The organism is Micromonospora sp. NPDC048905 (assembly GCF_040649655.1).
Classification (GTDB): domain Bacteria; phylum Actinomycetota; class Actinomycetes; order Mycobacteriales; family Micromonosporaceae; genus Micromonospora.
Genome location: NZ_JBEZFV010000004.1, coordinates 625,253 through 651,508, shown reverse-complemented (window position 1 = coordinate 651,508; position 26,256 = coordinate 625,253). Strand labels below are relative to the sequence as shown.

The window sequence follows — 26,256 nt, the reverse complement described above, 5'->3', positions numbered from 1 at the left end:
CTGCCGCGTCCGGGACGCCCGCCGGTCGTCGACGAGGCCGGTGTGGTGACCGCGACCCTGAACCCACCACCGGCCGAGTCGGGGATCACGCACTGGTCGGCCAGAGCCCTGGCGGACCAGTTGACCAGGCAGGGCACACCGGTCAGCTTCGCCGAGGTCGCCCGGATCTGGCGGGACTGGGGTTTGCATCCCCACCGGTGCGAGACGTTCGCGGGCGAGTACGAGGATGTGGAGGGACCGCGACATTCGGCCGTCCCCGTCCCGCCAGGGTGGATCTTGACCAGGTTCAGGTGTGCCATGGAGGCTCGGACGAGCAGCGGGGTCTCGGGTTCGCCGTCGGCCAGCCAGTCGATCAGCTCGGAGATCAGCGACGCGACGTCGTCGGCGTCCGGCCGGGTGTAGACACGTCGGCCGGTGTGCGCCTCGTCGATGTGGATGTCTCCTGGACGGTAACGTCAACGCAGTCGATCCAGCTTCTCGCGAGCGGCAGTGCCGGGCCGAGGCGTGAGGACCACGAGGCGCAGGTCGGTGTTCTGGGTGGTCAAAACGTTGGCGTCCAGCGGGATGGCCCCCACGTCCGGGTGTACGGCGGTCTTGTGCGCGCTCTCGTGATTGGCCACCGCGCGGAGGGCCCAGAGGCGGCAGAACCTGTCGTTCCCGGCCATCCGCGAGATCAGTGCCGCCACGTCGGGATCGTTCGGATAGCGGGCGCTGGTGGCGCGCAGGTCGGCCACCAACGACTGCTCGAAGTAGGCGCGCTCGGTGTCGGTCTGCCGGACTCGGGGGTTTCGGGTTTCGAACTGGACGATCAAGGCGTTGCGATCGTCGGCGGTGGCGCCGGTGGGGTCGCCGAAGACGGCCGCGAACGGCCGGTTCCAGTGCAGCAGCCGCCACACGGCGTCGTAGACGGCCGCCGGGGTGTCGTCGAGGTGGTCGATGACGCGGTGCAGGCTGCTGGGGATCAGGTGGGGTATGCGGTCCGGGGCCGCGGCGAAGCCGGCAAGGCGCATCAGGTGCGCCTCCTCGTCGTCGGAAAGTCGCAGCGCGCGGGCCAGGGAGGTGCACACCTGCGCCGATGGTGTGGCGGCCCGGCCCTGTTCGAGGCGTGCCACGTATTCGGGGGAGATGCCGGCCAGTGCCGCCAGCTCGCCGCGTCGTAGCCCGACGACGCGGCGACGAGAGGCGTTCGGGAGACCGACCGCGGCCGGGTCCGTGCGATCCCGCCAGGCCCGCAGCGCGGCGCCGAGGTCATTCATGAACCCATGATCCGCCATCGGACCTCCGGGGAGCTGGGTGGTACCAGCGATACGCGGAAGACCTGTGCCTTCCACAGTGCTGGCTCGGCCCTTCAGGATGGGGATCATGAGCAAAGTGACCAGAATGCATCACATCGGAGTGCCGGTCAGCGATTTGGCGCGGTCGGTGAGGTGGTACGAGGACGTCCTCGGCATCGCGCCGAACGGTGTGACGATCTCGGCGACGAACCCGGCGATCGGTGCGGTTGTCGAGGTCGAGAACGCGTCGATGCGGGCATCCTTCGCGTTGGCCGGTGACAACGTCCTGCTGGAACTCATCCAGTACGACAGCCCGCAGCCGAGGCCCTTCACCGGGCGCAACTCTGACGTTGGGGTGATGCACCTGTGTTTTGAGGTCGACGACCTCGACTCGGCGCACCGCGACCTCGTGCGGCGGGGCGTGCACGTCAACGCCGATCCGGTCGTGCTCCAGGACGGCGATGGCGTCGAAGCGGGGGCGCTGGCCGGGACGAAGATCCTCTATCTCCGTGACCCCGACGGCATCCAGCTGGAACTGTTCGAGTTGCCCTCGTAGGAGCGCCGGCTCCGGACCCGGCGCCCGTCCCGGTCGGTGCGCTGCTCTGGATACCATCGGTGGGGCCGAACAACCAGAGGGCACCATTCGTCCGGCGACACGCAGAAGCTGATGACAGATATCAGGTCGGGATTGTTCGTCGCTCGCGAGGCGGAGTTGGGCGAGATCGCCTCGGTGACGGCAGCCGCTGCGCGGGGCCATAGCGGGGCGATGCTCGTTCTCGGTGACGCGGGGATCGGCAAGTCGACGCTCATCGGTGCGGCCGCTTCGCGGCTCGACGGATGGCGGGTGCTGCGGGCCGGTGGTGTCGAGTTCGAGAGCGAGCTGCCCTACTCGGCCCTGCACCAGTTGTGCGCGCCCGTGCTCGACCACCGCGCCGGGCTCCCCGTACCGCAGCGGAACGCGCTCGACGCGGTGTTCGGACTGCACGCCGGGGCCACGCCGACCCCGATGCTTGTCGGCTTGGCCGTTCTCGGCCTGCTGAGTGCCGTAGGCCGGCGCAGGCCGGTGTTCTGCGCGATCGACGACGTGCAGTGGATCGACGCCGGCTCGCGGCAGGTACTGGCCTTCGTCGCGGCACGCGTTGCGGCGGAGCGGGTCGCCATGGTGTTCGCTGCCCGCGACGCCGCCTCGGTGTCGGAGCTCGGTCGCCTGCCCGCCCTCACCCTCACCGGGCTCTCCGATTCGGAGGCCCTCACCCTGCTGCGGTATCTGGCACCATTCGGCCACGAGGCAGCGATCGTGCAACGGATCCTCGCCGAAGCGGCCGGCAACCCGCTCGCCCTGGTGGAGTTCGCCCGCGACGCCGGACCGTTCGGGCTACCCGGGGACGCCGGGCACCGCGCCGTGGAACACCGGTTCGTGAGTCGGTTCCTGCGGCTGCCGGCACCCACGCGCTCGGTTCTGGCGCTGGCCGCGGCGGAGCCGACAGGCGACCTCGTTCTGCTGCGCCGCGCGATGGCGATCCAGGGGCTGGACGCCGTGGACCTGGCCGCGGCCGAGGACAGCGGCCTGTTGGTGGCCGGGCCCCGGGTGCACTTCCGGCATCCGTTGGCGCGTTCCGCGGTGTACCTGTCGACTGGCGCCGGGGCGCGACGGCAGGCGCACGCGTCGCTCGCCGCCGGTACGGACGCCGACGTCGATCCCGACCGTCGCGCCTGGCACCAGGCGAACGCGATCACCGGCCCGGATGAGGAGACCGCGGCCGAGCTGGAGCGTTCGGCCGGCCGGGCACAGCACCGCGGCGGACTCGCGGCCGTGGCCGCGTTCCTCGAGCGCGCGGCCCGACTGACCCCCGGCCGGTCGCGGCAGGCCCGCCGGTTGTTGGCCGCGGCCCGGGCGCGGTTGGGCTCGGGGGCACCATCTGCCGCCCGGGAGTTGGTGGACGAGGCCGAGCGTCTCCACCCGGACCCCGCCGACCGCCACGCCGCGCGGCTACTGCGCGCCACGATCGACTATCACGTGGCGCGCACCATCCCGGCGACGATCGCGCTCATCGAAGCGGCCGACGGCGTGGGGCCCGACGAGGTCCGCGAAACCTACCTGGAGGCGTTCGCGTCGCTCATGTTCAGCGTCGACGAGCCGGGGAGGTTACGGCGCCTCGCCCTGCACATCCGGGAACGGGTACCCGAGCGTCAGCCGCCACGTCCGGTCGATCTGCTGCTGCGGGCATTGGTCGAGCAGCATCTCCGCCCGGTGGACGAGGCGATGCCCCTGATGCGGCGTACGGTCGACGCCTTCCGGGACCACGCCCGCACGACCGGCGCGGATCCGTGGTGGATGGAACGTGCCTGTGTGTTGAGCGTCGACATCGGTGACAGCGATGCCATGGAGCAGATCACCGACCGTCAGGTGGAACTCGCCCGGGCGCAGGGGGCCTACGCGATCCTTCCCCATGCGTTGCGCTTCCAGGCTGTCGCCCGGACGATCGTGGGTCGCTTCGCCGACGCGCAGCTCTGCATCATCGAGGCGCGTGCGGTCGACGAGGCCGCCGGGACGTCAAACCTCGTCGGGTCCGACCTGATGCTTGCCGCCTGGAGCGGGGACGTCGAACGGTTCCGCGAGATCCGGGAGAGGCTGCGCGACTGGGTGGGGGTGAAACCCACTGCGCTGCACTACGCGATCGGCGTTCTGTGCAACGGCAGCGGCGACCATGAGGCCGCGATCGACGCCTTGCTGCTCGTACGGGACCAGCACCGGCGCGGGGCGTACGCCGCCTCCGTCTTCCACCACGAGCTGGTCGAAGCCGCCGCGTACGTCGGACGTCCCGAAGAAGCCAAGGAATCGGCCAAATGGATCGCGGATGTCGCACGGGTCAACCCGAACGCGTGGACGACCGGTGCGCATCTACTGGCGAGTGCGCTGCTCGACCCGGGGCTCGGCGCGCAGGACCACTACCGTGCCGCGATCAGCCGGTTCGCCGGGAGCAGGATGCGAGTCCACTACGCGCGTGCCCGACTGCTCTACGGGCAGTGGCTGCGACGGGTCGGCCGCCGCGCCGAGGCGCGGGTGGAGCTGCGCGCCGCGCACCAACTGCTCTCCACCATCGGCGCGCGCGGGTTCGCCGGCCGCGCCGCCCGCGAACTAGATGCCATCGGCGAGCCGACCCTGGCCGACGACGCCGATCCGCTCGCGGGGCTGACCGCCCGCGAACTACTCGTCGCCCGCAAGGTCGCCTCCGGTGCAGGCACCAAGGAAGTCGCCGCGCTGCTGTTCGTCAGCCCGCGAACGATCGACGCCCACCTGCGCAACCTCTACCGCAAGCTGGGCATCACCTCACGCCGGCAGCTACGAGAACTACTCCGCTGACGGAGCCGGGCCGACCGAGCGACGAAAGGGCCCCGCCGGTACGAGACCGGCGGGGCCCGCTGGGTCACGTCAGCGCTGGGCGCCGGGCCCGGTCACACTCCCGTTCGGCACGCGTCTTCAGCTCCGTCAGCCACGTCTCCAGGCCCGCCCCGAGAGCCACGGTGGAGAAGGCGACGTCCTGCTCCACCTGGTCCCCGCGCCACGTCTCCTCGGTACGCACGAGAACGCGACCGTCGATCTCGGTGAACGTCCACACGTGGACCCCCTCGTCGATGCGCAGCCCCACACCGATCGCCGGGCCGTCCCACCGAAGGCACCTCTGGTGTTGAAGCTGCCGGACGCTGGACGTGACGACGAGGGTCGTGGCGGGATTCAGCGCGGTCTCGAGGACCGGTGTCGTCCATCGGAAGGATGAACCAGGACGCAGTGGGCCACGATCGAGCCGCTTGCTGGAGGAAACCGGCTTCTGCCAAGACGGCCAGCGTTCCACGTCGGTCTGCAACTTCCAGACGGTTCGCAGCGGAGCGTCGATCGTCGTCTCCGTCCGATAGCGGATCTTCGCCGCAGTGTCGACGGTCCGTCCCGCACATCGCAGCGTCGCGTGGTCGGCACCGACATCGCGCCTGACCTCGGCCCGAGCCGGCGCACCTGCGGTGCCCACGAGGCCGGCCACGACCACTGCCGTCGCGACGGCAAACACACGATTCTTCACGGGGCGGTCACCGCCTCGGCGGTGCCCTTGAGTCGTTCCAGCCACCTGGCGAGGGTCGTGTCGAGGCCCTCCTGGAACGGCCCAGGGTCGGCGTCGACAGGCGGGCCCGCGAAGGACTCCTCGGTCGACACCTCCACACCGTCGCCGGCCGGAGTGAGCGCCCAGACGTGGACACCGAGGACCCCGTCCGGTCCGTCACCGTATCCCCGCCACACGAGGCGTTCCCGCGGCCGTACCTGAACGATCGTCGACTCGATCTCCATGCCCGCGGCCGACCAGCGGAACACGGAGCCCGGGGCGAGCGGACCGGGTGTTTCCACGCGTGCGTACGGGATTTCTGGCAGCCAGGTCGTCCATGCGTCGATGTCGGTGAGGATCCGCCACACGGCTTCCGCCGACGCGGTCACCGTGACGCTGTGGCGGCTGACCACCGGGGCCGACACGTCAATGCCGGCCTCGTCGGTGTCCGTAATGATCTCCATCGTGAAGCCTCTCTGCGGTCACTGACCATCGGATCGCCGGGCATGAGAGCGAGCCGCCCGATCCACACCCGGCAGATGCGATCGTGCCAAGACGGCAACCGCTACACATCGGCAAGAATTACCTAGTTCGCGGTACGTGCGCCGGCCACGGTGAAGGTCCTTACCTCCGTGCCTGCTGCCGGCACCTGGTCGCAGGCGAACCACGTCGCATCGCCCACGTCCGGGTAGGGGACAGTAGCCGTGTGCGGTGTCGGGGGAACGCGCTCCGAATGCACCGCGCGCGGCGAGGCGAGCGAACCGGCCTTGCGGCCCTCGGTCCCAGCCGAGAGGTCCTTCGGCAGCACGTCACGGCTGCCCCGTCGTTGAGTTTGTTTCGTGCGGCGTCTCAAGCGGTCGCGTTGGGACCCTGGGACGCTCGGGCCAAGCGCGTTGACGGGATGCCGGCATGGTGATCGCGTCGGCCCCGGATGGCCCGATCGTCCTGCCCGAAGGTCGGGCAGCCTGGTCGGGTTCGCGCGCCATCGCCCAGTACGACGACCAGGCCCGCGAGGGAGGCGACCGCCTGTAGCGCCCGCGACCGCCAAGAGGCGGGGCTGCGTGCGTCAGTCATCGGATCCGCTTCTGTTCGTCCTGGTCGTGCTGGGCGGCGAACCGGGCGGCCGCGGGTCAGCTCTCGCCGCGTATCTCGGCCGGCAGGCTGTCGAACCACTCCAGTACCGCTTGCTCGTAGATGAGGCCGAAGCGCAGGGTCGCCCGCCGGTACAGGTCGGGCACGAGCCCGCTTTCCTCGGCATTCTGAAGCACATTCATGTAATTCGCTAGCCGTTCGGCGTGCCGGGCCCGGTGCTCGGCGACATAGTGCGCTAGTAGTTCAGGGTCGATGTGCTGGCCGAATCCAATGGAGAGCAGCAGTGGGATGCGGATGTGCTCCTTCCCCGGTTCGCGGTTGACCCATTCGGCGAAGGCGCCCCGGCCGGAATCGGTCAGCTCGTAGGGCCGGCGGTCCCGGGGGCCGCGGGTGCCGGCGGTGATCAGCCCGGCCGTCTCCATAGCGGCGAGTTCGCGGTAGACCTGGCTCTGCGTGAGCGACCAGAAATTGCCGATCAACCGCTCGGCGGCGCTCAGGAGGTCCCAGCCTGTCATTGGCCCCTGGTGCAGGAGACCCAGCATCGAGGCGGCAGTGGAGTTTAACGGTTTGCTGGGCATAGCCGACCTCCTGCGTCGTGGTGCCGGCCGTGTCCGGGTTGGCAGCCCGTCGCGCCCCGTGCGGTGGTGCCGGCACCGGGTCTGGTGCCCGCTCATCTGGCCCGCCCCGGTGTCGTCGCGGGCACCAGCGGCCTGGGCAAATCTTTGATCTGGGTGGAGCCTGCTCTCTGACGACCTAGCATAAGGGAAGGTCTTGACGTTCCACTGTGCCAGATGCCAGAGTGGCGATGGGCCGGACGGTCGTCGATGGGTGGGGCGTCGCTGCGCCGATGCGTTAACACGGGGGGTCGATGTGTTCGGTGTTCTGGGTCGCGCCGCTATGCGCGGACGTTGGTTGTTCTTGGCACTTTCCCTAACATTTGTAGTATTTTCCGGTGTCTGGGGCACCGGACTGTTCGGTGTCATGCACGCCGAAGGCGGGTTCGACGACCCGGCCAGCGAGTCCTATCGCGCTCAGGAACGCATCCAGCAGGCCCTGGGGCGCGAGACGGTCGACGTGATCGCGCTGTACGACGGCGCGGGCCGAACCGTGGACGATCCGTCGTTCCGCGCCGCAGTGGATGGCGTCATCGCCGCACTGCCGACCGACCTGGTCGCCCGGACCACGTCCTACTGGTCCACCAACCAGGATGCTTTCGTCTCGACCGACCGGGGCGCCACGTACGTGGCGATACAACTCGCCGGCGACAACGCGGCCGACCGTGGCGAGGCGTTGCGGGAAATCGAAGACGACCTGGCCGCGCCCGGCTTGACGGTGCAACTCGGCGGGCCAGCGGCGGTGTCACGCGACATCAGCGCCCAGGTCGCCGAGGACATCCTCTTCGCTGAAGCGATCTCCATCCCGCTGCTGCTTGTGTTGCTGGTGCTGATCTTCCGCAGCGCGGTCGCGGCGCTGGTGCCGCTGCTCGTCGGGGGCCTGGTGATCCTGGGGTCGTTCACCCTGCTGCGGGTGCTCACCTACTGGTTCGACGTGTCGCCGTTCTCTATCAACATCGTCACGATGCTCGGTCTCGGCTTCGCCATCGACTACGCGCTGTTCATCGTCAGCCGCTTCCGGGAGGAACTGCCGATCAGCAGATCGGTCGGCGACGCGATCGTACGCACCATGAACACGGCCGGGCGGACAGTCTTCTTCTCGGGCCTCACCATCGCCATCTCGCTCCTCAGTCTCACCCTCTTCCCCCAGGTCTTTCTACGCTCGATGGGGTTCGGGGGCGTGGCGGCGGTGCTCCTGGCGCTGGTCGGCTCAATGACGATGCTGCCGGCGGTGCTGGCCGTCGTCGGGCATCGGATCAACGCGCTGCGGGTGCCGTTGCCGCGTCGGCGCAGGTCGGCCGAGGCGTCGTCGAAGGATCCCGGTCGTGGCTGGTACCTCTTCGTGCACAGGGTGATGCGCCGTCCAGTGCTGACCAGCATCGGCATCGTCGCCCTCCTGTTGGTCCTGGGCTCTCCCTTCCTGCGGGTCGAGTGGGGTAACGCGGACGAGCGAGTGCTTCCGGTGGGGTCGGAGAGCCGGACCGTGGCAGAGGTGCTCGACGAGCGGTTCCCAGGCGGCCCGCCACGACTGATCAGCGCCGCGGTGGTCCGGTCGGACGGTGCGACTCAGAGCGCCGAGCAGCAGGCCGTTGTCCAGGATTACATCGGCCGGCTCGACGCGGTGTCCGGGGTGGACAGCGCCCAACTCGTCGCCACCGGGCAGGGCGTGTCGCGCATCGACCTCCGGTACGCACTCGACCCGCAGTCCGAGCAGGCACGGGAGATGCTCGCCGCGCTGCGTGCCGTGCCCCCGCCGTCGGGGACCGAGGTGCTCTTCACCGGTGGTCCTGCCCAACTGGTCGATCTGCTCGCGTCTGTCGGCGAGCGGTTGCCCTGGATGGGGCTCTTTGTCCTGGTGACCTCGCTAGTGCTGCTGTTCATCGCGTTCGGCTCGGTGCTGCTGCCGCTCAAGTCCGTCGTGATGAACCTGCTCTCGTTGAGCGCGTCCTTCGGCGCGCTGGTACTGATCTTCCAAGATGGCAACCTGGCCGGACCGCTCGCCTTCACACCCACCGGCATGGTCGACGTGACAATGCCTGTCCTCATGCTGGCCATCGCCTTCGGTCTCTCGATGGACTATGAGGTCTTCCTGCTGTCGCGGATCCGGGAACAGTGGGACCGCACCGGTGACCCGATCGAGTCCATCGCAGTCGGCGTCCAACGTACGGCCGGCATTATCACCAGTGCGGCTCTCCTGCTGGTGGTGGTCGTGGGGGCTTTCGCCACCTCTGGAGTCGTCTTCATCAAGATGGTCGGTGTCGGGTTGGTGATCGCCATCGTGGTGGACGCCACCATCGTGCGGGGACTGCTGGTGCCGGCCACGATGCGGCTTCTCGGACGTGCCGCGTGGTGGCTGCCGGCGCCCGTCGCCGGCTGGTGGGATCGGCACGGCATCAAGGAGCACGACAGTCTTCCGGACGGCCCGGGCCACGAGCCGGCGCCCGCCGGGAACGGGGTGCCGGGCGGTCCGGGTTCGGCGAACGCCGGCGGGGGCGTCGATGTGGCAATCGACCGGAAGAGTTGAGATTTCCGGGTCGGGCACGTCGCCGGTCGGATGACGTACGACGATGCCCAGGTGGGCCTACATGGACACGGCGAGAGCAAGGAATTACGCCACCTCGGTCGCGCGTGCGCGCCTCCGTGGTCACCTTACGGGCACGTTAATAAATGCGACAGACGGCCATAACTTTTTGACAGATCATCAACGGTCTCCTATGCTGAGTCCTTAATTTGCTCCATATAATTTGAGTTCATCATGTCATCACCCGGACCAAGCGCAAAGGACTCGTGCAGCAGGCATGCCCGGTCGAACGTGGTCGCCCGGTACGAATCTCCGGGATGGTCTCACGTGTCACCGAGGCGCAATTGGGCATTTCTTCACCTTCGGTAGGGGGGCCTCGTGAAGAAGTCGGCCACAACGGAGTCGCTCGTGTTGACATGTCGAGGGGGTGACGAGGTTGCCTGGGCAACTCTGGTACGCCGGTTCGGTCCGTTGGTCAGCGCGATCGCGCGCTCGTATGGGCTGAGCCAGGCGGACTGCGAGGATGTCAGCCAGGCCACCTGGCTGCGGCTCTGGCGTCGGCTCGATCAATTGCGTCAGCCGGAGCTACTGGCCGAGTGGCTTTCGATGGTGGCTCGGCGCGAGGTGCTACGACATCTGGGTGGCAGGCGATTGCCGGCACCGACAGACGAGGTCGTGATCCTTGAACGCGGGCAGCGTAGCGCGGCCTCGGCGGAGGAGGAGGTTCTCTCGCGGGAAGGGGCGGAGCGGCTGCGGCAGGCATTCCAGCTGCTGTCCCCTCGTTGTCAGCACATGCTCGCGCTCCTGATGGACGAGTTCAGCTACGCGCAGGTCGCGCAGTCACTCGGCCTGGCTCCCGGGTCGGTGGGGCCGGTGCGGTCCCGGTGCCTGAACGACCTTCGCAGGGCGCTGAATCAAGTCGATGCCGGCCGGATGTCCCCGGCAGACGAGCAGGTTCCGGCTTGCGTCTCGGGGGCGGACGAGCGTACCAGCGCTAGACTTGGGGGCCGAGAACTGACGCGAGCCTCTGGATCACCTGCGGCGACGGACATCCGCAAACGGCGACATCCGTCCGAGGCTGATTGTCCCCGCTTCGGGTCGCCAGCGTCGGGTGTCGGCAACTCAACAGCCGGCGCTGGACGACGTCTGGTCGCCGAGCCGCCTCGTCGAGGCGCTCTCTAACCCGCGGTGCTAGTGCCCCGAGCACAAACGTTCGCCGGGTTGGTTGGGCGGCCATGGCTACGGCGTGGCGGGCGTTGGCGTTGCGCCAGCTTAGGTATCGGTGCAGGTGGCGGCCCAGTGCGACGTGGTTTTGGTGGTCGGATCCGGCGACCACGAACGTGCGTAGTGGCCCGAAATGGGCTTCGATCGGGTTGGCCCAGGATGCTGTGTCACCCAACCCGGCCAACGTTTGTGGTCAGGGCACTAGCGACGTTTGGCCCAGGGGCCACGTCGGGCGTGGTGCCGGCACCACGCCAGGGCGGCGCGACCTGCTGGACCTTGATGGCGAGGTCGATCTCCGCTGCGCGCACGCCGCCTCCGAGGGCGAGTCGGAGGTCTGCGAGGAGCTGCTCATCCGCTGCCGGACGTGGGTCATCGGGCGTCACTCGCCGAACCATGCCCTACCTCCTAAGGCCGTGTAAGCATTCCGATCGGGCTCGATGACATATTCATGCCCCGCGCCTTGACGTGGCCCCCGTGCCTTGAATCGATCGTACCAGTTTTGTTAATTTCTTTGTCCCGCAAGAATCCGCCTGCCCAGACCCACCCTATGGCGGCCTCGCGGAACTCTCATACCGGTCAAACCCGGCGATGCGCCTAGCCAGGCCGCCCGCATCGCGTGGATCCTGGATCGATCTATACCAACCGCTGCCCGCGTTCCACGATCCGACGACCGCCTGGCTGTCCACGGTTCCTGATCATGTGCACGGGATTCCGAGTGATGTGTGTGTTGTCAGCCTGGCTCGTGATCGCCTGCTCTTGTCCGGCTTACGTCCGTTATGGACACTGTAACACACAGTTGTAGTGCGTGGACAGAGTGATAGGGGCGCGGTACGTTCGGAAAAGTCGGATAAAAAATCTGCCGTAAATGGCGAAAAAAGTCCGCGCAGTTGTGGGGGTTCGCCGCGAGTGTGGCCGATGTTCGGCTGTCCCGCGAGCACATCGGTGACGTAACCACCCACCGCTGCGTCCAGGTCGTCACCTTTTATGGCGCCGTAGTCGTAAGGACGTGGCGTGTTGACGGGGCAGCCCTGACCGGTGCCTCGCACGCCGCTCCTCGTGAGTAGCTGCCCGCGCGGATCCGGCGCGGAGAATGACCATCTATGTCGGACGAATTGAGGATGTGCGCGTCTCCCGCCACTGGATGGCCACGCTGCGGCGCGGGCACGGGCTCAAGCCCCACCGGCAGGACGCCTTCAAGGTCGGCAGCGGCCCTGCACGCGGTCTCATCACCTAGGCGGGACAGATCAAAAAAGACGGAGCCGCGGAGCTGGGGGCACTACTCCTCCCACTCAGGCTCAGTCGACCGTGGCTATCGAGAGAACGACGAGCAGGAAGGCCGCGAGATAGGCCCACGAACGGTATCCCTGAAACCACTCCCAGCGGTTACGGCGCTCCTGCCAGCGTTCGGGAGGGGAATCCTTGTCCCAGCGCAGCGTCGACAGGTTGATCGGCACGTTCACGACCACGGTCGTGACGATACCCGTGGCCCAGGCTGCGGCCGCTACCCAGCGCAACACCTCGGGCAATCCCGCCCCATCCGGGCGGGCCGCGTAGCTGATAGCCAGTACGAGCGAAGCCGTCATCGCCACCGGCATCACAATGCCGAAGGTACGCAGCAGGCCCTGTTCGACCAGGATGTGGTCACGCGGCGCCAGACGCTTGACCACCGGATGCACAAAAGCATATGAACCGAACTCGGCGCACGCCGTGAACCCCAGTACGGCGACGGTGGCGAACATCAGCACGTCCATACCCGCTCCTCTCTCGTCGTGGCGGCCTGCGCGGCGCCAAGCCACATCGGCGAGCCGTGCCGCAGCATCCGCGACGTGACACCGCACATGGGAAGGCACGACAGGAGTCGGTCGCCGCGATGGCCGGTGCTCCCGCGGAGGTGGCTGATCAGCAGCGCATGCCGCGAAGGTTATTGATTGATTGATAACATGTCAACCATGGGCCAGAAACGAGTCTCCTCGTCCCAGCGGCGTGCTTCCGTGCTCGCTGCGGCGATCCGGATCTTCGGCAGTAAGGGCTTCGCCGCAACCACCACGGCAGACATCGCCCGCGAGGCCGCCGTGAGCCAGCCCTACGTGGTGTCCCTGTTCGGCAGCAAGGACGCGCTCATACGAGCCGCGATCGAGCACGCGCTCGACAGGGTGATCGAGGTGTTCGAGCAGACGATCGACGACGACGCACTCGGCGACCTCGCGCCGCGTATTGGTGTCGCCTACCTTCGCCTGTTCAAGGAGCAGGGCTTGCAACTCTGCCTCGCGCACGCCTTCACCGCCGGCAGCGATCCGGAGATCGGGCCACTCGCCAGAGACGGCTTCCTTCGCGTCTACCGAGTGCTCGTCGACCGCGGCAAGCTCACACCCGAGCAAGCCAGTCAGACCCTCGCCGCCGGCATGATGGCCAACGTCATCCTCGGCTTACGCCTGGCCGATGACTATGACCGTGAACCCGTCGTACGCGAACTCCTCTCGGCGACCTACCCGAGCAATGTTGGCCTCCTCAGGACCATCACCAACGCATGCGATGGTGACGCCGCTTCTAGTGCCGATGTCCACTGACCGCCGGGTTTGCCGATGGTGTTGTGGATCTTCGCCGCAGGTGCGGTCGAGCGACTCCCCGCCGGGATGGTGGGGGCAGGCCACGGCTGGCCAACCGATCCGCACGGTGACCACCCGGGTGGTCTGTCGGCGGGGCCAACAACCTGGCGGCGGTCGCCAACGCCAACCTTCGCTGCCGCTCTTCACATGCGGCAACAACACCTCGAAGCGCATCACAAGCGGTCGCGAATAATTCTCGGAAACCGCGGGCCACACCAATGACGCCGAAGCATGGAGCAACGTGGTATTCCTTCACGGCTCCACTTGATCCGTAATGTTCTGGTTGACATTGGGAAACGCGACGTCAAGCCGTGCTTCACGGCGGTGACGCCACTCACCCGGGTGGCGTTCGGACACCCGGGGGGTGTCGCTGTCGCCGACCTCACGCGCACCGCGTTTCCCATCTCGGTGTCTCCCTTTGTTCGGAGTTACACCCTTTCAACGACGGACCCGGTTGCGGCAGGTGGCTGTACGTGTTGTCGGCCTGGTTAGTGATCGGCTGCTCTTGTCCGGCTTAGGTCTGTTATTGGCGAGGATAACCCGCAGCGCTTTGATGTGTGGCGGTGTGGGACGGGTCGAGCGGTTCCAAGAGTCGGACAAAGATTTTTAGCGTGGAGGTGTACGAACTCGGGGCCACGTCGGGTCTTTAAAAGCGAGAGGTCTTTCGAGGGCCGCTCGGTGACAACAAGAAGGGACCCATTGTGGCCGTCACGCATGATGTTGTTGTGGGCGCCGTCAAAGCGGCAATGGTGGACGCGCTTGGCGTCGAGCCCGAGGAGGTGACGCCGGAGGCGACACTGTTCGGTGATCTCGGCGCGGAGTCCATCGATCTCCTGGACATCCTCTTCCGGCTGGAGCGCAGCCTCGGTATCAAGGTCACCGCCGGCGACCTGGCCGAACGCATCCAGGGTGGTATCCCTGAGGAGGAGTTCGGTACGCCGGAGGGGGTCGTCTCCGAGGTCGGGCTTGCCCACCTGAAGAAGGTCATGCCACAGATCGCGGTGGAGGACCTGCGAGGGAAGCTGCCGGCGGAGGAGGTCATGGGGTTGTTCACTGCGGACAATCTCGTGGATCTGGTGGTCGACCGGAACACCGAGCTCGTCGGCTGATCTCATGGGAGTACGGGTCGGTGTCGATCTCGTCGAGGTGGACCGCGTACAGACATTGCTGAAGCAGCAGCCGGCCGCCAGCAGTGAGCTGTTCACAGAACGGGAACTGGCCGCCTGCTCCGGCCGGCGAGACCGGTTCGTGCGGCTCGCCGGTCGGTTCGCCGCCAAGGAGGCGGTCCTGAAGGCACTCGGCACCGGCCTAGGTCCACGGATGCGGTGGACGGATGTCGAGATCGTCAACGAGCCGTGGGGTAAGCCGCGGGTTCACCTGTACGGCGAGGTGGAGGCGGTCTGGCGAAGGCGGGGCGCGGGTCAGGTAGAGATTTCCATTTCGCACACTGCCGGTCTCGCCCTTGCCCACGCCGTTCTGGTGGAAACGGCCGCCTGTGCCTGCGTATCCGGGCACTCGGCGGTCACCCCCGAGCCCAGTTCCGAAGTGCACGGCGATGGATAGGGGCAGGCGGGCCACCCAGACGTCCGAGACAGCACGTACGTCGAGGGCGGATTGGACAGCGATGAAATCCACCTGACGGATCGACTCGCTGGTCAGACACTCAGTGGGTCAGCGTGCTTGTGGTCATGTCGAGGGTCGAGACGCACTGGCGGGAGCCGACCCACGGCATCTCTCCCGATCCGCTGGGTACGGGGGCGTCGCAGCGATCGAGGTGCTGCGGCGGGCCGGTCAGATTTGGGGGTTGCCGGATCGTGCGGCTGACCAATGGCACGGCGCAGTAGGTCCTGCGATCGGCAATCCAGGCATTTGTTAGTCCTGATGCGGCACAGCCGATACGACATATCCGAACCTCCTGGGGGAGGTACGGGCGGATTGCGGGGGAGAACTGATGTCAGGCCGGTATTCGGTTGGTGGTGCCGCGCTGCTCGAGCGGAATGTGACGGATGTCCACGGGCATGACCGGTCCGATGCTGCGATCGCTGAGCTGCCAATCGCCGATCTTCACGGAGTCGAGGCGTTGCGATTCGGTGGTGTGAACCTGGCCTACGCGCGTGCGCTGGCCGAGTCGGGGGCGGAGCTGCCGCCGATTCTGGTGCAGCGCAGTACCATGCGTGTAATTGACGGTGCCCATCGGGTGCGGGCAGCGCTGCTGTGCGGTCAGCGGACGATCACAGCAGTGCTGTTCGACGGTTGCGACCGCGAGGCGTTCGTCCTCGCGGTTCGGCTCAATGTGACACATGGGCTGCCACTGTCGCTGGCGGAGCGGAAAGCGGCGGCTACCCGCATCCTCCACGACTATCCCGAGTGGTCCGACCGATCGATCGCCTCGGTGACTGGCGTCTCCGACAAGACGGTTGGGGCAATCCGGCGGCGGTCGCCCGCGGAGATTCCGCAGCCGACCGACCGGGTTGCCCGTGACGGAACGATCAGCCGCCGCCCGCTGGTGGAGGGTCGGCTGCGAGCGGCCGAACTGATCCGGTCGCGGCCGCACACGCCGCTGCGGCAGATTGCGGACGAGGCCGGGATCTCCTTGACTACTGCTAAGGACGTGCGCAATCGGGTGCGGTGCGGCAAGGATCCGCTGCCCGCCCGACAGCGAGCGACGTTGTCCGGCGCTGTGGTTGCAGAGCCCGAGTTGGGTGAGGCGGATGCGATGGCCGCAGAGTTGATGATGCAGCGGTTGCGTAGCGACCCGGCGGTGCGTCGGACGGCCGGCGGTCGGTGGGTACTGCGCTGGCTCGCGACGATGACCTTCGACGAGCAAGGCTGTGAGCGGGCTGTCGCATGCCTGCCGCCCTACCACCTCGAGACCGTCGCACGACTGGCGCGGCAGCGGGGCGCGGTGTGGCTGCGCCTCGCGGGGCGAATCGAGGAGCGTACGCGGTCGAACTGAGAGGTGAACATTTCGTAATTCGTCCGCGGTCGACCGCCGCATTGACAGTCGTTGTGTAGCGATGTTCTACTGGCGCCCCGCGATAGGTCGGATGACCGCTGTTCCCTTATATGAAGTACTCGTCTGCGCGCGTTAGGTCGGACTGATGAACAATGACGTGCAACGCCGTTGGTGTTTTCTGTTCCCAGGTCAAGGTTCCCAGCGTGTCGGTATGGGGAGAGACCTCTACGTACAACGTCCCGATCTCGTCGCGGAAATCTTCGAAACCGCAGACGAGCTGCTGGGCTTCCCGCTCTCGGAAATAGCCTGGACCGGGCCCGAGGATCGGCTGCGCCGTACCGAGATCACGCAGCCTGCGATATTCGTGGCGAGTTACGCGGCATATCGTGTGCTCACCGAGCGAATGCCCGAACCGGTGGCCGTCGCCGGACACAGCCTGGGGGAGTACACCGCGTTGGTCGCGGCTGGTGTACTGGAGTGGACCGACGCGCTGCGACTGGTCCGCCACCGCGGCGAGCTCATGGCCGCGGTCAACGAGACCACCCCAGGCACGATGGCGGTCGCGCTGGGATTGACCGCATCGGTGGTCGAGCGGTTGTGCGCGGAAGCCTCCGCAGCCTCCGGTGTGGTGGTCGAGGTGGCCAACTACAACGAGCCGACGCAGACCGTCGTGTCTGGAAGGACCGAGGCGGTCGCGGAATTTCTGCGCCGGGCCACGGCCGAGCTTCCCCCCGACGGAAAGATCATGAAGATCGGGGTCGGTGCGCCGTTCCATTGCTCACTGATGGCACCGGTGGAGGAGAAGTTCGCCACCGAGCTGGCCACCGTCGACTTCCGCGATCCTCGTATTCCGGTGGTGGCCAACGCCACCGGCGGATTCGTCACCACCGGCACCGAGGCGCGTGACTCGCTGCGCCGGCAGTTGGCCGGGCCGGTCCGCTGGACGGACAGCCTGACCACTCTCGTCGATTCCGGCGTCACCACGTTCGCCGAGGTCGGGCCCGGCCGGGTGCTGACGGGCATCTGCCGGCGCACGTACCCCGACCTGGACTGCCATTCCGCCTCCGATGCGCGCCGCATTGCCGCTCTGCTCGACGCCAGCGTTCTGCCTCGCACCGTCTGAAAGGACTCCCATGCGCACCGCCCAGATCATCGGCACCGGCGGATACCAGCCCGGTGACCCGATCGACAACGCCACCATCGAAAAGCTCGTTGGCCCGCTGCCGGACGACGTGCTGAACGGGCTGACCATCGAGCAGCGCTTCTGGATGATCGATCCTCGGACCGGCGAGCACCTCGACAGCAACTCCGGGATGGCGTACAAGGCTGCGGTGGCGGCGTTGGCCGCCGCCGAGGTCGAGCCGGCCGAGGTGGATCTGATGATCCTGGCGACCGGGACCCCGGACTACACGCTGCCGCCGTCGGTCAACCTCGTGCAGGAAAAGCTCGGTCTTGAGTCCTGTGCCACACTGGAGATCCGCTCCGGTGGCGCGGGTGCCGCGCAGGCATTGGACATCGCGCGGCTCTGGATCGAACAGGGAAATGCCACCACCGCGTTGGTCATCGGGGTGGAGGCCATCTCGCCCGCCATCGCGCCGGTATTCCTGGAGACCGAGCCGGACAGAATCCGGATGCGCGACCGAATCCCGCTCTACATGTTCGGTGATGGGGCAGGGGCGATCGTGGTGCGCGCGGGAGAGCACGGCGGACTGCGCCGTGGTGCCACCAGGGCCATCGGTGGCCTGCGCAAGCCGGGCATCTGGGCCATCGGTGGTGGCACCCATGCGCCGCTGCTGCAGCAGCAGCGGTCGAAGAAGCTGGTGGACCTCAGGGTCGATGTGGTCGGCGCCGGGGACTTCACGCCGGTGATGGTGTCCGAGGCGCTGTCGCACACGCTCGAGGCCGGCCAACTGGCCGCGGCCGACGCCGACTGGTGCCTGATCCCCGAGGGCAATGCCGGCTGGATGCTCGATTCGATGCGCGACGCCGGTGTAAAGACCGCGGACTGGGAGGCCCTGGAGGGCCGCATCTTCGACAATTTGGCGATGACCGGCGCCTGCGGCTGCGCGGCGGTGCCGCTGTTCCTCGACAACGCGTGGCGCAACGGCATGATCCAGCCGGGGCAGCGCGTCGCCATCATCGGCGTCGAAGCGACGAAATGGATGTACGGGGGGATCGTGTGCGACTGGACCGCCCCCACCCCCACCCCCGCTACGCAGAGCAACGAGTCCGTCTGATGTTTGATGTTGTCGTCATCGGCAGCGGCCTGGGCGGGCTGTCGGCCGGGGCGCTGCTGGCGCGCGCCGGTCTGCGAGTCGCGGTGGTCGAGCGCAACGCGGCGCCCGGTGGCTATGCGCAGCCCTTCCGCCGAGGTCCCCACTTGTTCGACCCGGCCATTCACTTCACCCTGGATGCCGGTCCCGCCGGGTTCATTCCCGGGGTGCTGGACCACCTGAATGTCGCTGATCGCGTCGAGTTCCGCGAGTTACCGCAGACGTATCAGGCGCGGTTCCCGAGCCTGACTGTCGATGCGCCGCCTGGCCGGCTGGCGTTCCTCGAGCTGCATCAACGGTTGTTCCCGCGACAGGCCGACGGATTGGCGCGGCTGTTCGAACTGCGCCGCGAGATGTTCACCCAGTTCGCTGCGCTGCCGCAGCATGTCGGCCCAGGTGGACTCGATGCCGCAATGGCGGCGGCACCCCTGGTCTTCCGCTATCGGCTGTCGACCTTGACCGAGGTGCTGGACGAGTTTCTGGACGACCCGCAGTGTGCGGCGGCGATAGGCAGCATCTGGCCCTACATCGGCTCGCCGCCGTCGCGGATGTCGTTCCCACTGTTCAACCAGATGCTGGAGACCCTGCATCACGGAACCTTCTACCCGCGCGGAGGTTTCGGGACCCTGGTCGACGCCCTGGCCGCCGCGGTCCGCGACAACGGCGGCGAGCTGCTGCTGGGCGACGAGGTGCGGCGCATCCTGGTCGAGGACGGTCGCGCCGTAGGCGTCGAGACGGCGGGCGGGACCGTGCTGCACGCTCGCGCGGTGGTCTCGAACGCCGACGCGCGGCAGACGTTCGGCGAACTGGTCGGCTGGGACCTCCTACCGACCGCGCTGCGGCGCAGAGTTGACCGGTATCGCCTGGCGCCCTCGGCATTCGTGCTCTACGGCGTGCTGCACGCCGATCCGGCGGAACTGGGCCTGGCACACGAGAACTTCGTGTTCGGATCATGGGACCATGACGCCATCTGGGCTGACGTGCAGGCGGCCCGGCCCGGTGGCATTTGGGTGACCGTGCCGACCCTGGCCGACCCGGAACTGGCACCAGGAGGCGGGCACCTGGGTGTGGTCACCAGCCTGGTCCGAGCCGGCGCCGACGGTAGCTGGCGCGCGATCCGGGACGCGCACGCCGACGCCCTGCTGTCCACGGTCGAGGCGGGTGTGCCCGGCTGGCGCGACGCCTTCGAGATCGTCGACATGGCCACCCCCGACACGCTCTTCCGCTACAGCCGCAGCGCTGGCGGAACCGCCTACGGCTGGGAGAACACCCCCGCGCAGACCGCCAGCAAACGGCTGCCGCACCGCACCTCGCTGCCGGGCCTGTATCTGTCCGGCCAATGGGCCGAGGAGGGCACCTCCTCGCTGCGGACCCTCACCTCGGGTCGAGCCACGGCGGCCATGGTGGCTGCCGACCTCGAACACCCCACGGCGATACCGGATTTCGGCGGCCCGTCGTTCGTCAACGAGCTACTGACTGGGGCGCGCCAGTAGCTGTAGGAGCGATCACGCCGATGGGCTGAGACAGCGACGTTGGTCGTCGAGCCGATGCGGCGGTCCTTCGGATCACCGGGCCCGGATATCACGCGGCTGCACCGGGTTTCGCTGGATCGCCGCATGTCGTTGCCGACTAGTGTTCTGTCTCATGGTCGTTGGTTCGCCGCTCTGACCGACAAGATGGTCCGCCGGGGCGTGTTCCACAGCGTCTAATCAAAGCTGAGACGGAACTAGCGGTGTGCCTGCAGTCCGCGGATGATCAGGTCCACCAGCCTGGTGTAGCTGCTCGCCAGGTCGGGGGAGCGCAGGGCGCCGTTGAGTTCCAGCGAGACCGCGCCGTGTAGCGCCGCCCAGACCTGCTGGGCGAGCTCGACGGTATCGCTCTCGGTGATCGCGCCGCGGGCCATGGCGTAACGGATGTGCGAGACCAGCTCCCCGAACGCCCGGCTGGCGCTTTCCTGCACCGCTTTATTGGTGAAGTGCCTGCCAGCCGAGGCGTGGAACATGATCAGGTAGTGCTGCGGGTGCTTGGTAGCGAACGCGCGGTAACCTGCGGAGGCCGCTCGCAACCGGACGATCGGGTCGGCGTCGGCCGGAGCGGCGACCTCGGCCCGCAGCCGTTCGAAGCCACGGATCAGCAGTTCCGACTCCAGGCCGTCCTTGCCGCCGAACCGGTTGTAGACGCCCATCAGCGCCACCCCTGCCTCGGCGGCGACCGCCCGCACAGTGACCCCGGCCAAGCCGTCGCGGATCAGGACCGCCTCGGCGGCGTCGACGAGGGCACGCTCGACGTCCTTGCTCGGCGTGCGGGTGCGACCAGCCATCTGTTTCGGTCTCCTCGGTTCGCGCTGCCGGACTGTCACCTTAGCCGCTTGGACCTGGTTGACGGCCCGATGACGATGCTGTAGAACAACGTTACACAGATACCGCAGTCTGTTCCACAGGAGGCATGCCGTGTCCACACCCACTTTCGAGCGGGCTGATACCTCTGAGCAGACTCTGGGTACTCCCGACCCGGCCACACCCACCGGCGCACGCCGCTGGCTGGCGCTGGCGGTCGTGTGTGTGAGCGTGATGCTGGCGGTGATCAACAGCACCGTGGTCAACGTCGCCCTGCCAACGCTGGGGCGGGACCTGGGTGCTTCCACCACCTCAATGCAGTGGATCGTCAACGCCTACACCCTGGTGTTCGCGGTCATGCTGCTCACCGGCGGCGGTCTCGGCGACCGATTCGGCCGCAAACGCACGCTGCACGTTGGCCTGGTGCTCTTCGCGGCCTCCTCCCTGGCGGCGGCGAACGCCACCAGCACCGGCCAGCTGATCGCCGCCCAGGCAGCGATGGGCGTGGCGGCCGCATTCGTCTATCCGGCAACGCTGGCGCTGCTGTCGGCGATCTTTACCGATCGCAAGGAGCGAGCCATCGCCATTGGCATCTGGTCGGCGGTCTCCGGCCTGGGGGCCGCCGTCGGCCCGGTCGCGGGTGGTCTGCTGCTTCGGCACTTCTCATGGCAGTCGGTGTTCCTGGTGAACCTGCCGCTGATCGCAGTGGCGCTGGTCGGCGGGCTCCTGCTGCTGCCCAGGTCGCGTGCCGAGTCGACCGGTCGGTTCGACGTACTCGGCGCTTTGCTGTCCATGGCCGGTGTCGGGCTGCTGGTGCGTACGGTGATCGAAGGCCCGAGTGACGGCTGGCTGTCGGCGGTGACGTTGGGCGGATTCGCCGGTGCTGCCGTGCTTCTCGCGCTGTTCGCCTGGTGGGAAGCGCGCACTGTCGAACCGCTGCTCGATGTGAGTATGTTCCGCGACCGGCGGGTGACGGCGGCGTGCGTCGCGATCATGATGGCCTTCCTCGGGCTGCTCGGTTTCGTCTTCCTGATCACCCAGTACTTCCAGGTGATCCGCGGCTACGACACCTTGAAGGCCGGCCTGGCCATCCTGCCGTTCGCGGCGGTCATGGGCGTAATGGCGCCATTGAGTATGGCGCTGACCGTCCGGATCGGACCCCGGCTCGTGATCTCGCTCGGCATGCTGTCGCTGAGCGCGGGTTTCGTGGTGGCCATGCAGCTCACCGCCGAGTCCAACTACTGGGGGCCGGTGGTCGGTTCGATGGTGCTGATGGCCGCTGGGCTCGCCTGGGGGACTGCTCCCGCCACGGACACGATCATGAGCGTGCTGTCGGCGAACCGCCTCGGCGCCGGGTCCGCGGTCAACGACACCACCCGCCAGATCGGCGCGGCGCTGGGCATCGCGGTGATCGGCTCGGTGATGAACCAGGTCTACGGTGACCGGATTACCAGTGGATTCGCCACACTTGGGTTGCCGTCGGAACCGGCATCGGAGTCGCTGGTGGCGGCGGTGGGAGTGGTTCAGCAACTGCCCCCCCAGGTGGCGGAACAGGCGCTGCAGACGACCCGGGACGCGTTCATGTCGGCGTTGCACGCCGGTTCACTGGCGGCGGCGATCGCGACCGCCGCTGCGGCAGGGGTGGTCGCGCTGCTCATGCCGGGCCTGAGGCGGTGAGGCCCGGGTCCCAGCGATAGCCCGGCCGAAATCCGAAGGCGGACCGGTCGTGCAACCGAGTCTGGACAACTCTCCCTCGGCCCGCGCCACCACCCGAGCGATCGGCCCCAAGGTGGAACGTGCAACCGGTAACCCTGCGGCAGCGGATTCTGGCATCCCGCGAACCCGAGGAGGAGTACGACGAGATCGGGCGCCGGCGACGAGCGAGCCATGATCTACGCCAGGCCAACACCAATTGAATTCGCATCCGCCTGCTTGCGTGGAAGGTGGTGTCCGAAGCGAGGTGCCCGGACCTGTCGGATGTGGTCGGTGACGGGGCGGAGCTGGAGCCCGAGGGACCGCCGCAGAACGACTGACCGAACAGGGGCGGCCGGTAGCCTGAACGGAATACTGCCGCAGCCCCGACGGGCTGCGGCTATTCCATTGTGCGTGCCCTGACCGGACAGACGCCGCCTCCCTGGTACATGGGCACGTCGGCAGGCACCTGCCCTGCCCGGCGACGACCGTCGTCGAGGGACACCGCGGCGCCGCTGGCGACGCGTAGGTGGTCGTCTCGGCGGGCCCGCAGCCATACGAGCAAGGCGTGGTGCCTGCGTTGCGGTTCGCCTGTCCGCTAGACGGCGACTGTCGCGCCGAGCATGAGGGCCGATCGAAGCAGGTGCTCCTGAGATGCACCCCGATCCCGGCGACGTGGGGTGCACGCGCCACCAACTCCTCAAACGAGGGGCATCGGCGACGACTAGGCAAGCACGATCCGTCAACTGACAAACCTCCACAACAGATACCGCGCCAACCCACGGCCTATCCAGTCAACTGTGCGTCCTTTCTTGCCAAGCTGGGTCGTGTTCGTGGGGTCGCGGTGAACTCGACCAACAAGTGCAGAAACCTGAACTCGCTGCGATACTCACTGCGGGCAAGGTGAACGGCGCAGCAGGCGCCAACATTTCTGCCGTGCCATGCGATTCCGATGGCCCGGTGAATTCTCCGGGGGGCACATGCTCACGTCCAAAAGACCCATTCTCATTATCGGTGGCGGTATCGGCGGCGCCGCAGCCGCACTCGCGCTGCGGCAGGCCGGCCTCGACGCCGTCGTCTACGAGGCACGCAGTCAACGCGGCACCCGCTACGGCGGCTGCTATGTGCTTTGGTACGCGGGCATGCAGTCACTGCGGCGACTCGGCGTGGCCGACAAGGTGCGCGCGGCGGGCCATCGGGTGGACCGGTTCGAGATGTGCGACGAACGCGGCCGCCTGCTGTACCGCGTCGACATGGACTCGCGCTCCGTCGAGCCGGGCCTTCGCCCGCTGGCGATCCGCCGGGCCGACGTGGTCGACATCCTGCATGCCGAACTCGGATCCGAAGCCTTGCAGTTGAACTCGACGCTGCGGGAGTTCCGCGAGACCGCTGCCGGTGTCGACGCGATCTTCACCAACGGCCGGGTCGAAACCGGCCAGGTGCTGATCGGCGCCGACGGGCTGCATTCGAGGGTCCGCGCGCACCTGCACGGCCTGAGCCCGGCCCGGCACCCTGGCTACGCGCACTGGTCCGGGATCGCCGAGACCGATTGCGGCGCGCCCCAACACGTTTTCCGGATTATGCACGGCAACGCGGCCCGGTTCGCGTTCTTTCATCTCGGTGACGGACGGGTCAACTGGTGGTGCACCCGCAACGCTCCCGCAGGCTCGGACGGCGACCACCTCGGAGAGCTTCGCGCGCTCGAAACGGCCTACCGTGGTTGGCATCCGATCGTCGGCGACCTGCTCGCAGCGACTGCGCCGGAGTCCGTGCACCGCCGTGACACCGTCGACCGCCCACCCTTGAGGCGGTGGGGCCGCGGCCGGATTACCCTGCTCGGCGACGCCGCCCACGCCATGACCTTCGATCTGGGTCAGGGCGCCGGCACCTCGCTCACCGACGGGGTCACGCTGGCTCACCATCTGTCCCGGCGCGGCGCCCCCATCGCCGCGCTGCGCGACTACGAGCGGGCCCGCCGTGCGGTGACTGTGCCGCTGGCGCTCGCCTCGCGGCGCATCGGCGAGGCAACCGGGTGGCGCGGACCGTTCGGCCCGCAAATGAACCACCTGATCCTGCGCACGATCGGTGCCCGGATCACCCCCACTTTGCTCGCACTGGACGCCCGCAGTCATTCCGCACTCGATATGGAGTTGTCGCATGCCGTCAGATGAAGCGGAAAAGAACAAGGCAATCATTAAGCACTACCTCCAGAAGGCATGGAACGAGGGCGACTGGAGCGTGGCTGAGGAAGTCGTCGACGAGAACGTGGTCTTCCACGACATGGTCCGCGACGGCAAGTACCCGAAGGGCCGCGAGGGCCTGCGTGCGGCGATGAATGACATCCGTACCGGCATACCCGACTTCGTGATGGACCTGCAGCACCTCGTGGCCGAGCACGACCTGGTGGCGGTCGTGTGGAGTGCCACCGGAACCCACGCGGGGATCTTCAACGGCCTGCCCGCCACGAACCGCGTCGTGACCCTGCACGCCATGAGCATGGTGCGGATGAAGGACGGCAAGATCATCGAAGGCTGGCAGGAGGCCGACCAGCTCGGTGTGGGCCGCGAACTGGGCATGGTCCCGAAATCCGAACTGCCGCGGCCGGTCGGGAGCCTCCTCGCCTTCGGCATCCGTACCCGTGACCGCATGGTGCGCACGCGATGAACCTGAGCGGCAAGGTGGCGCTCGTCACCGGCGGTGCCCGCGGTATCGGCCGCGCGATTTCGCTCGCCTTGGCCGCCGAGGGGGCCGACGTGGCCGTGAACTACCGCTCGAGTGAAGCCGCGGCCAAGGATCTCGTCGCCGAGATCGAGTCGAGCGGGCGCCGAGCGATCGCCATCGGCGGCGACGTCGCGGACCCGAACGCAGCCAAAGCGATGGCCACACAGGCGGTTTCGGAACTGGGCGGCCTGCACATATTGGTGAACAACGCCGGCATAGCCCACGACAAGCTCATTTACCACATGACGGCCGACGACTGGCGATCGGTGATGGACGTCAACTTTGGCGGCGTCTTCAACGGCACCAAGGCGGTGCTGGACCACTTCATGGTTCAGCGGGAGGGCGCGATCGTCAACATCTCCTCGGTGATGGGCGAGCGCGGCTGGACCGGGCAGGCCAACTACTCCGCGTCCAAGGGTGCGGTCAACGCGTTCACCCGATGCGCCGCAGTCGAACTGGCCCGCTTCGGCATCCGCGTCAACGCGGTGCTGCCCGGCTTTACCCCGACCGATCTCGTGGCGGAACTGGTCGACAAGGGCGGCAAGGGCATCAAGAAGCAGATCCCGATGCGCGACTTCGCCCGGCTTGAGCACATCGCCGCCATGGTCGTCCACCTGGCCAGCCCCGATTCGGCCTACACCACCGGCGCCACGATCGCCGTAGACGGCGGTGCCAGCGCTCAGCTCGGCCTCGGCCGTCCCGAGTGGTAAGGCCCGCCACCGATTCTGATCGCCCAATTGGAGAGAAGGAACGTCGTAATGAACGACACCCTGTTCCCCCAGGTCCGTACCGCCGTCGCCGAGGACGCGGCGGCCCTGCCCGACGAGCTCGGCTTGGTCACGCTGGTCGAGTC

The 26,256-nt window shown here is 67.6% G+C and carries 24 protein-coding genes; 18 read left to right on the top strand and 6 right to left on the bottom strand.

Annotated elements, in window-relative coordinates; genetic code table 11:
- Positions 1-45 precede the first annotated feature (45 nt).
- Entirely contained in the window at positions 46-402 is a 357-nt protein-coding gene (locus tag AB0C01_RS14310; protein WP_357571315.1) for a hypothetical protein, read from the top strand.
- Between the two features lie 53 nt (positions 403-455).
- Here the strand turns inward: AB0C01_RS14310 and AB0C01_RS14305 are convergent, their stop codons facing one another.
- Positions 456-1,256, bottom strand: a complete 801-nt coding sequence (locus AB0C01_RS14305) for a helix-turn-helix domain-containing protein (protein WP_357252511.1) — start codon at positions 1,254-1,256, stop codon at positions 456-458.
- A 124-nt stretch (positions 1,257-1,380) separates the two neighbouring features.
- Here AB0C01_RS14305 and AB0C01_RS14300 point away from each other — a divergent pair, with 124 nt between their 5' ends.
- A complete protein-coding gene (locus tag AB0C01_RS14300; protein ID WP_231396707.1) occupies positions 1,381-1,830 on the top strand; it encodes a VOC family protein in 450 nt (149 codons plus the stop codon).
- A 111-nt stretch (positions 1,831-1,941) separates the two neighbouring features.
- The gene (locus AB0C01_RS14295) at positions 1,942-4,638 is read left to right on the top strand and encodes an AAA family ATPase (protein ID WP_357571314.1); all 2,697 of its coding nucleotides are present in this window, start codon (positions 1,942-1,944) and stop codon (positions 4,636-4,638) included.
- A gap of 64 nt (positions 4,639-4,702) precedes the next feature.
- Here AB0C01_RS14295 and AB0C01_RS14290 read toward each other — a convergent pair whose 3' ends face one another.
- Both AB0C01_RS14290 and AB0C01_RS14285 read right to left on the bottom strand, forming a co-directional pair.
- Positions 4,703-5,350, bottom strand: coding sequence for an SRPBCC family protein (locus AB0C01_RS14290; protein ID WP_357571313.1), 648 nt, complete (start codon positions 5,348-5,350; stop codon positions 4,703-4,705).
- A complete protein-coding gene (locus AB0C01_RS14285) occupies positions 5,347-5,832 on the bottom strand; it encodes an SRPBCC family protein (protein ID WP_357252503.1) in 486 nt (161 codons plus the stop codon). The genes AB0C01_RS14290 and AB0C01_RS14285 overlap by 4 nt, the downstream gene beginning before the upstream one ends.
- Before the next feature lie 445 nt (positions 5,833-6,277).
- On the opposite strand from AB0C01_RS14285, the gene AB0C01_RS14280 reads away from it, so the two are divergent.
- Positions 6,278-6,400 carry a hypothetical protein gene (locus tag AB0C01_RS14280; RefSeq protein ID WP_357571312.1) on the top strand — a complete coding sequence of 41 codons (123 nt, stop codon included), beginning with the start codon at positions 6,278-6,280 and terminating at the stop codon, positions 6,398-6,400.
- A 98-nt stretch (positions 6,401-6,498) separates the two neighbouring features.
- Here AB0C01_RS14280 and AB0C01_RS14275 read toward each other — a convergent pair whose 3' ends face one another.
- Entirely contained in the window at positions 6,499-7,038 is a 540-nt protein-coding gene (locus AB0C01_RS14275) for a PadR family transcriptional regulator (protein ID WP_357252501.1), read from the bottom strand.
- A 292-nt stretch (positions 7,039-7,330) separates the two neighbouring features.
- Between AB0C01_RS14275 and AB0C01_RS14270 the strand changes: the two genes are divergently transcribed.
- The 3 genes from AB0C01_RS14270 to AB0C01_RS14260 all read left to right on the top strand — a co-directional run bounded on the left by AB0C01_RS14270 (position 7,331) and on the right by AB0C01_RS14260 (position 12,053).
- Positions 7,331-9,598: an MMPL family transporter gene (locus AB0C01_RS14270; protein WP_357571311.1), complete on the top strand. Its 2,268-nt coding sequence runs from the start codon at positions 7,331-7,333 to the stop codon at positions 9,596-9,598.
- Between the two features lie 375 nt (positions 9,599-9,973).
- On the top strand, positions 9,974-10,777 hold the full coding sequence (locus AB0C01_RS14265) for a sigma-70 family RNA polymerase sigma factor (RefSeq protein ID WP_357571310.1): 804 nt from the start codon (positions 9,974-9,976) through the stop codon (positions 10,775-10,777).
- Between the two features lie 1,132 nt (positions 10,778-11,909).
- Positions 11,910-12,053, top strand: a complete 144-nt coding sequence (locus AB0C01_RS14260) for a hypothetical protein (protein ID WP_357252492.1) — start codon at positions 11,910-11,912, stop codon at positions 12,051-12,053.
- Positions 12,054-12,114: 61 nt separating this feature from the next.
- Here AB0C01_RS14260 and AB0C01_RS14255 read toward each other — a convergent pair whose 3' ends face one another.
- Positions 12,115-12,570 carry a DUF1772 domain-containing protein gene (locus AB0C01_RS14255; RefSeq protein ID WP_357252489.1) on the bottom strand — a complete coding sequence of 152 codons (456 nt, stop codon included), beginning with the start codon at positions 12,568-12,570 and terminating at the stop codon, positions 12,115-12,117.
- Between the two features lie 198 nt (positions 12,571-12,768).
- Between AB0C01_RS14255 and AB0C01_RS14250 the strand changes: the two genes are divergently transcribed.
- The 7 genes from AB0C01_RS14250 (at position 12,769) to AB0C01_RS14220 (ending at position 20,147) form a co-directional block, all read left to right on the top strand.
- Positions 12,769-13,386, top strand: a complete 618-nt coding sequence (locus tag AB0C01_RS14250; protein ID WP_357252486.1) for a TetR/AcrR family transcriptional regulator — start codon at positions 12,769-12,771, stop codon at positions 13,384-13,386.
- A gap of 740 nt (positions 13,387-14,126) precedes the next feature.
- Positions 14,127-14,534: an acyl carrier protein gene (locus tag AB0C01_RS14245; protein WP_357252483.1), complete on the top strand. Its 408-nt coding sequence runs from the start codon at positions 14,127-14,129 to the stop codon at positions 14,532-14,534.
- Between the two features lie 4 nt (positions 14,535-14,538).
- The gene (gene acpS, locus AB0C01_RS14240) at positions 14,539-14,988 is read left to right on the top strand and encodes a holo-ACP synthase (protein ID WP_357252480.1); all 450 of its coding nucleotides are present in this window, start codon (positions 14,539-14,541) and stop codon (positions 14,986-14,988) included.
- A 388-nt stretch (positions 14,989-15,376) separates the two neighbouring features.
- Positions 15,377-16,381, top strand: a complete 1,005-nt coding sequence (locus AB0C01_RS14235) for a ParB/RepB/Spo0J family partition protein (protein WP_357252478.1) — start codon at positions 15,377-15,379, stop codon at positions 16,379-16,381.
- Positions 16,382-16,526: 145 nt separating this feature from the next.
- Positions 16,527-17,504, top strand: a complete 978-nt coding sequence (fabD, locus tag AB0C01_RS14230) for an ACP S-malonyltransferase (RefSeq protein WP_357252475.1) — start codon at positions 16,527-16,529, stop codon at positions 17,502-17,504.
- Between the two features lie 10 nt (positions 17,505-17,514).
- Positions 17,515-18,618, top strand: coding sequence for a hypothetical protein (locus tag AB0C01_RS14225; RefSeq protein WP_357252473.1), 1,104 nt, complete (start codon positions 17,515-17,517; stop codon positions 18,616-18,618).
- A complete protein-coding gene (locus AB0C01_RS14220) occupies positions 18,561-20,147 on the top strand; it encodes an NAD(P)/FAD-dependent oxidoreductase (protein ID WP_357571309.1) in 1,587 nt (528 codons plus the stop codon). Before AB0C01_RS14225 ends, AB0C01_RS14220 begins: the two co-directional genes overlap by 58 nt.
- Before the next feature lie 233 nt (positions 20,148-20,380).
- Here the strand turns inward: AB0C01_RS14220 and AB0C01_RS14215 are convergent, their stop codons facing one another.
- Positions 20,381-20,974 (bottom strand): TetR/AcrR family transcriptional regulator, encoded by a 594-nt coding sequence (locus AB0C01_RS14215; protein WP_357252470.1) that lies wholly within the window; start codon positions 20,972-20,974, stop codon positions 20,381-20,383.
- A gap of 130 nt (positions 20,975-21,104) precedes the next feature.
- Here AB0C01_RS14215 and AB0C01_RS14210 point away from each other — a divergent pair, with 130 nt between their 5' ends.
- The 4 genes from AB0C01_RS14210 (at position 21,105) to AB0C01_RS14195 (ending at position 26,113) form a co-directional block, all read left to right on the top strand.
- Positions 21,105-22,667: a DHA2 family efflux MFS transporter permease subunit gene (locus tag AB0C01_RS14210; RefSeq protein WP_357252467.1), complete on the top strand. Its 1,563-nt coding sequence runs from the start codon at positions 21,105-21,107 to the stop codon at positions 22,665-22,667.
- 995 nt (positions 22,668-23,662) lie between these two features.
- Positions 23,663-24,853: an FAD-dependent monooxygenase gene (locus AB0C01_RS14205; protein WP_357252464.1), complete on the top strand. Its 1,191-nt coding sequence runs from the start codon at positions 23,663-23,665 to the stop codon at positions 24,851-24,853.
- Complete coding sequence (locus tag AB0C01_RS14200; protein ID WP_357252461.1) at positions 24,840-25,346, top strand: ester cyclase; 507 nt, start codon at positions 24,840-24,842, stop codon at positions 25,344-25,346. Before AB0C01_RS14205 ends, AB0C01_RS14200 begins: the two co-directional genes overlap by 14 nt.
- Positions 25,343-26,113: a 3-oxoacyl-ACP reductase family protein gene (locus AB0C01_RS14195; RefSeq protein WP_357252457.1), complete on the top strand. Its 771-nt coding sequence runs from the start codon at positions 25,343-25,345 to the stop codon at positions 26,111-26,113. The genes AB0C01_RS14200 and AB0C01_RS14195 overlap by 4 nt, the downstream gene beginning before the upstream one ends.
- Positions 26,114-26,256 lie beyond the last annotated feature (143 nt).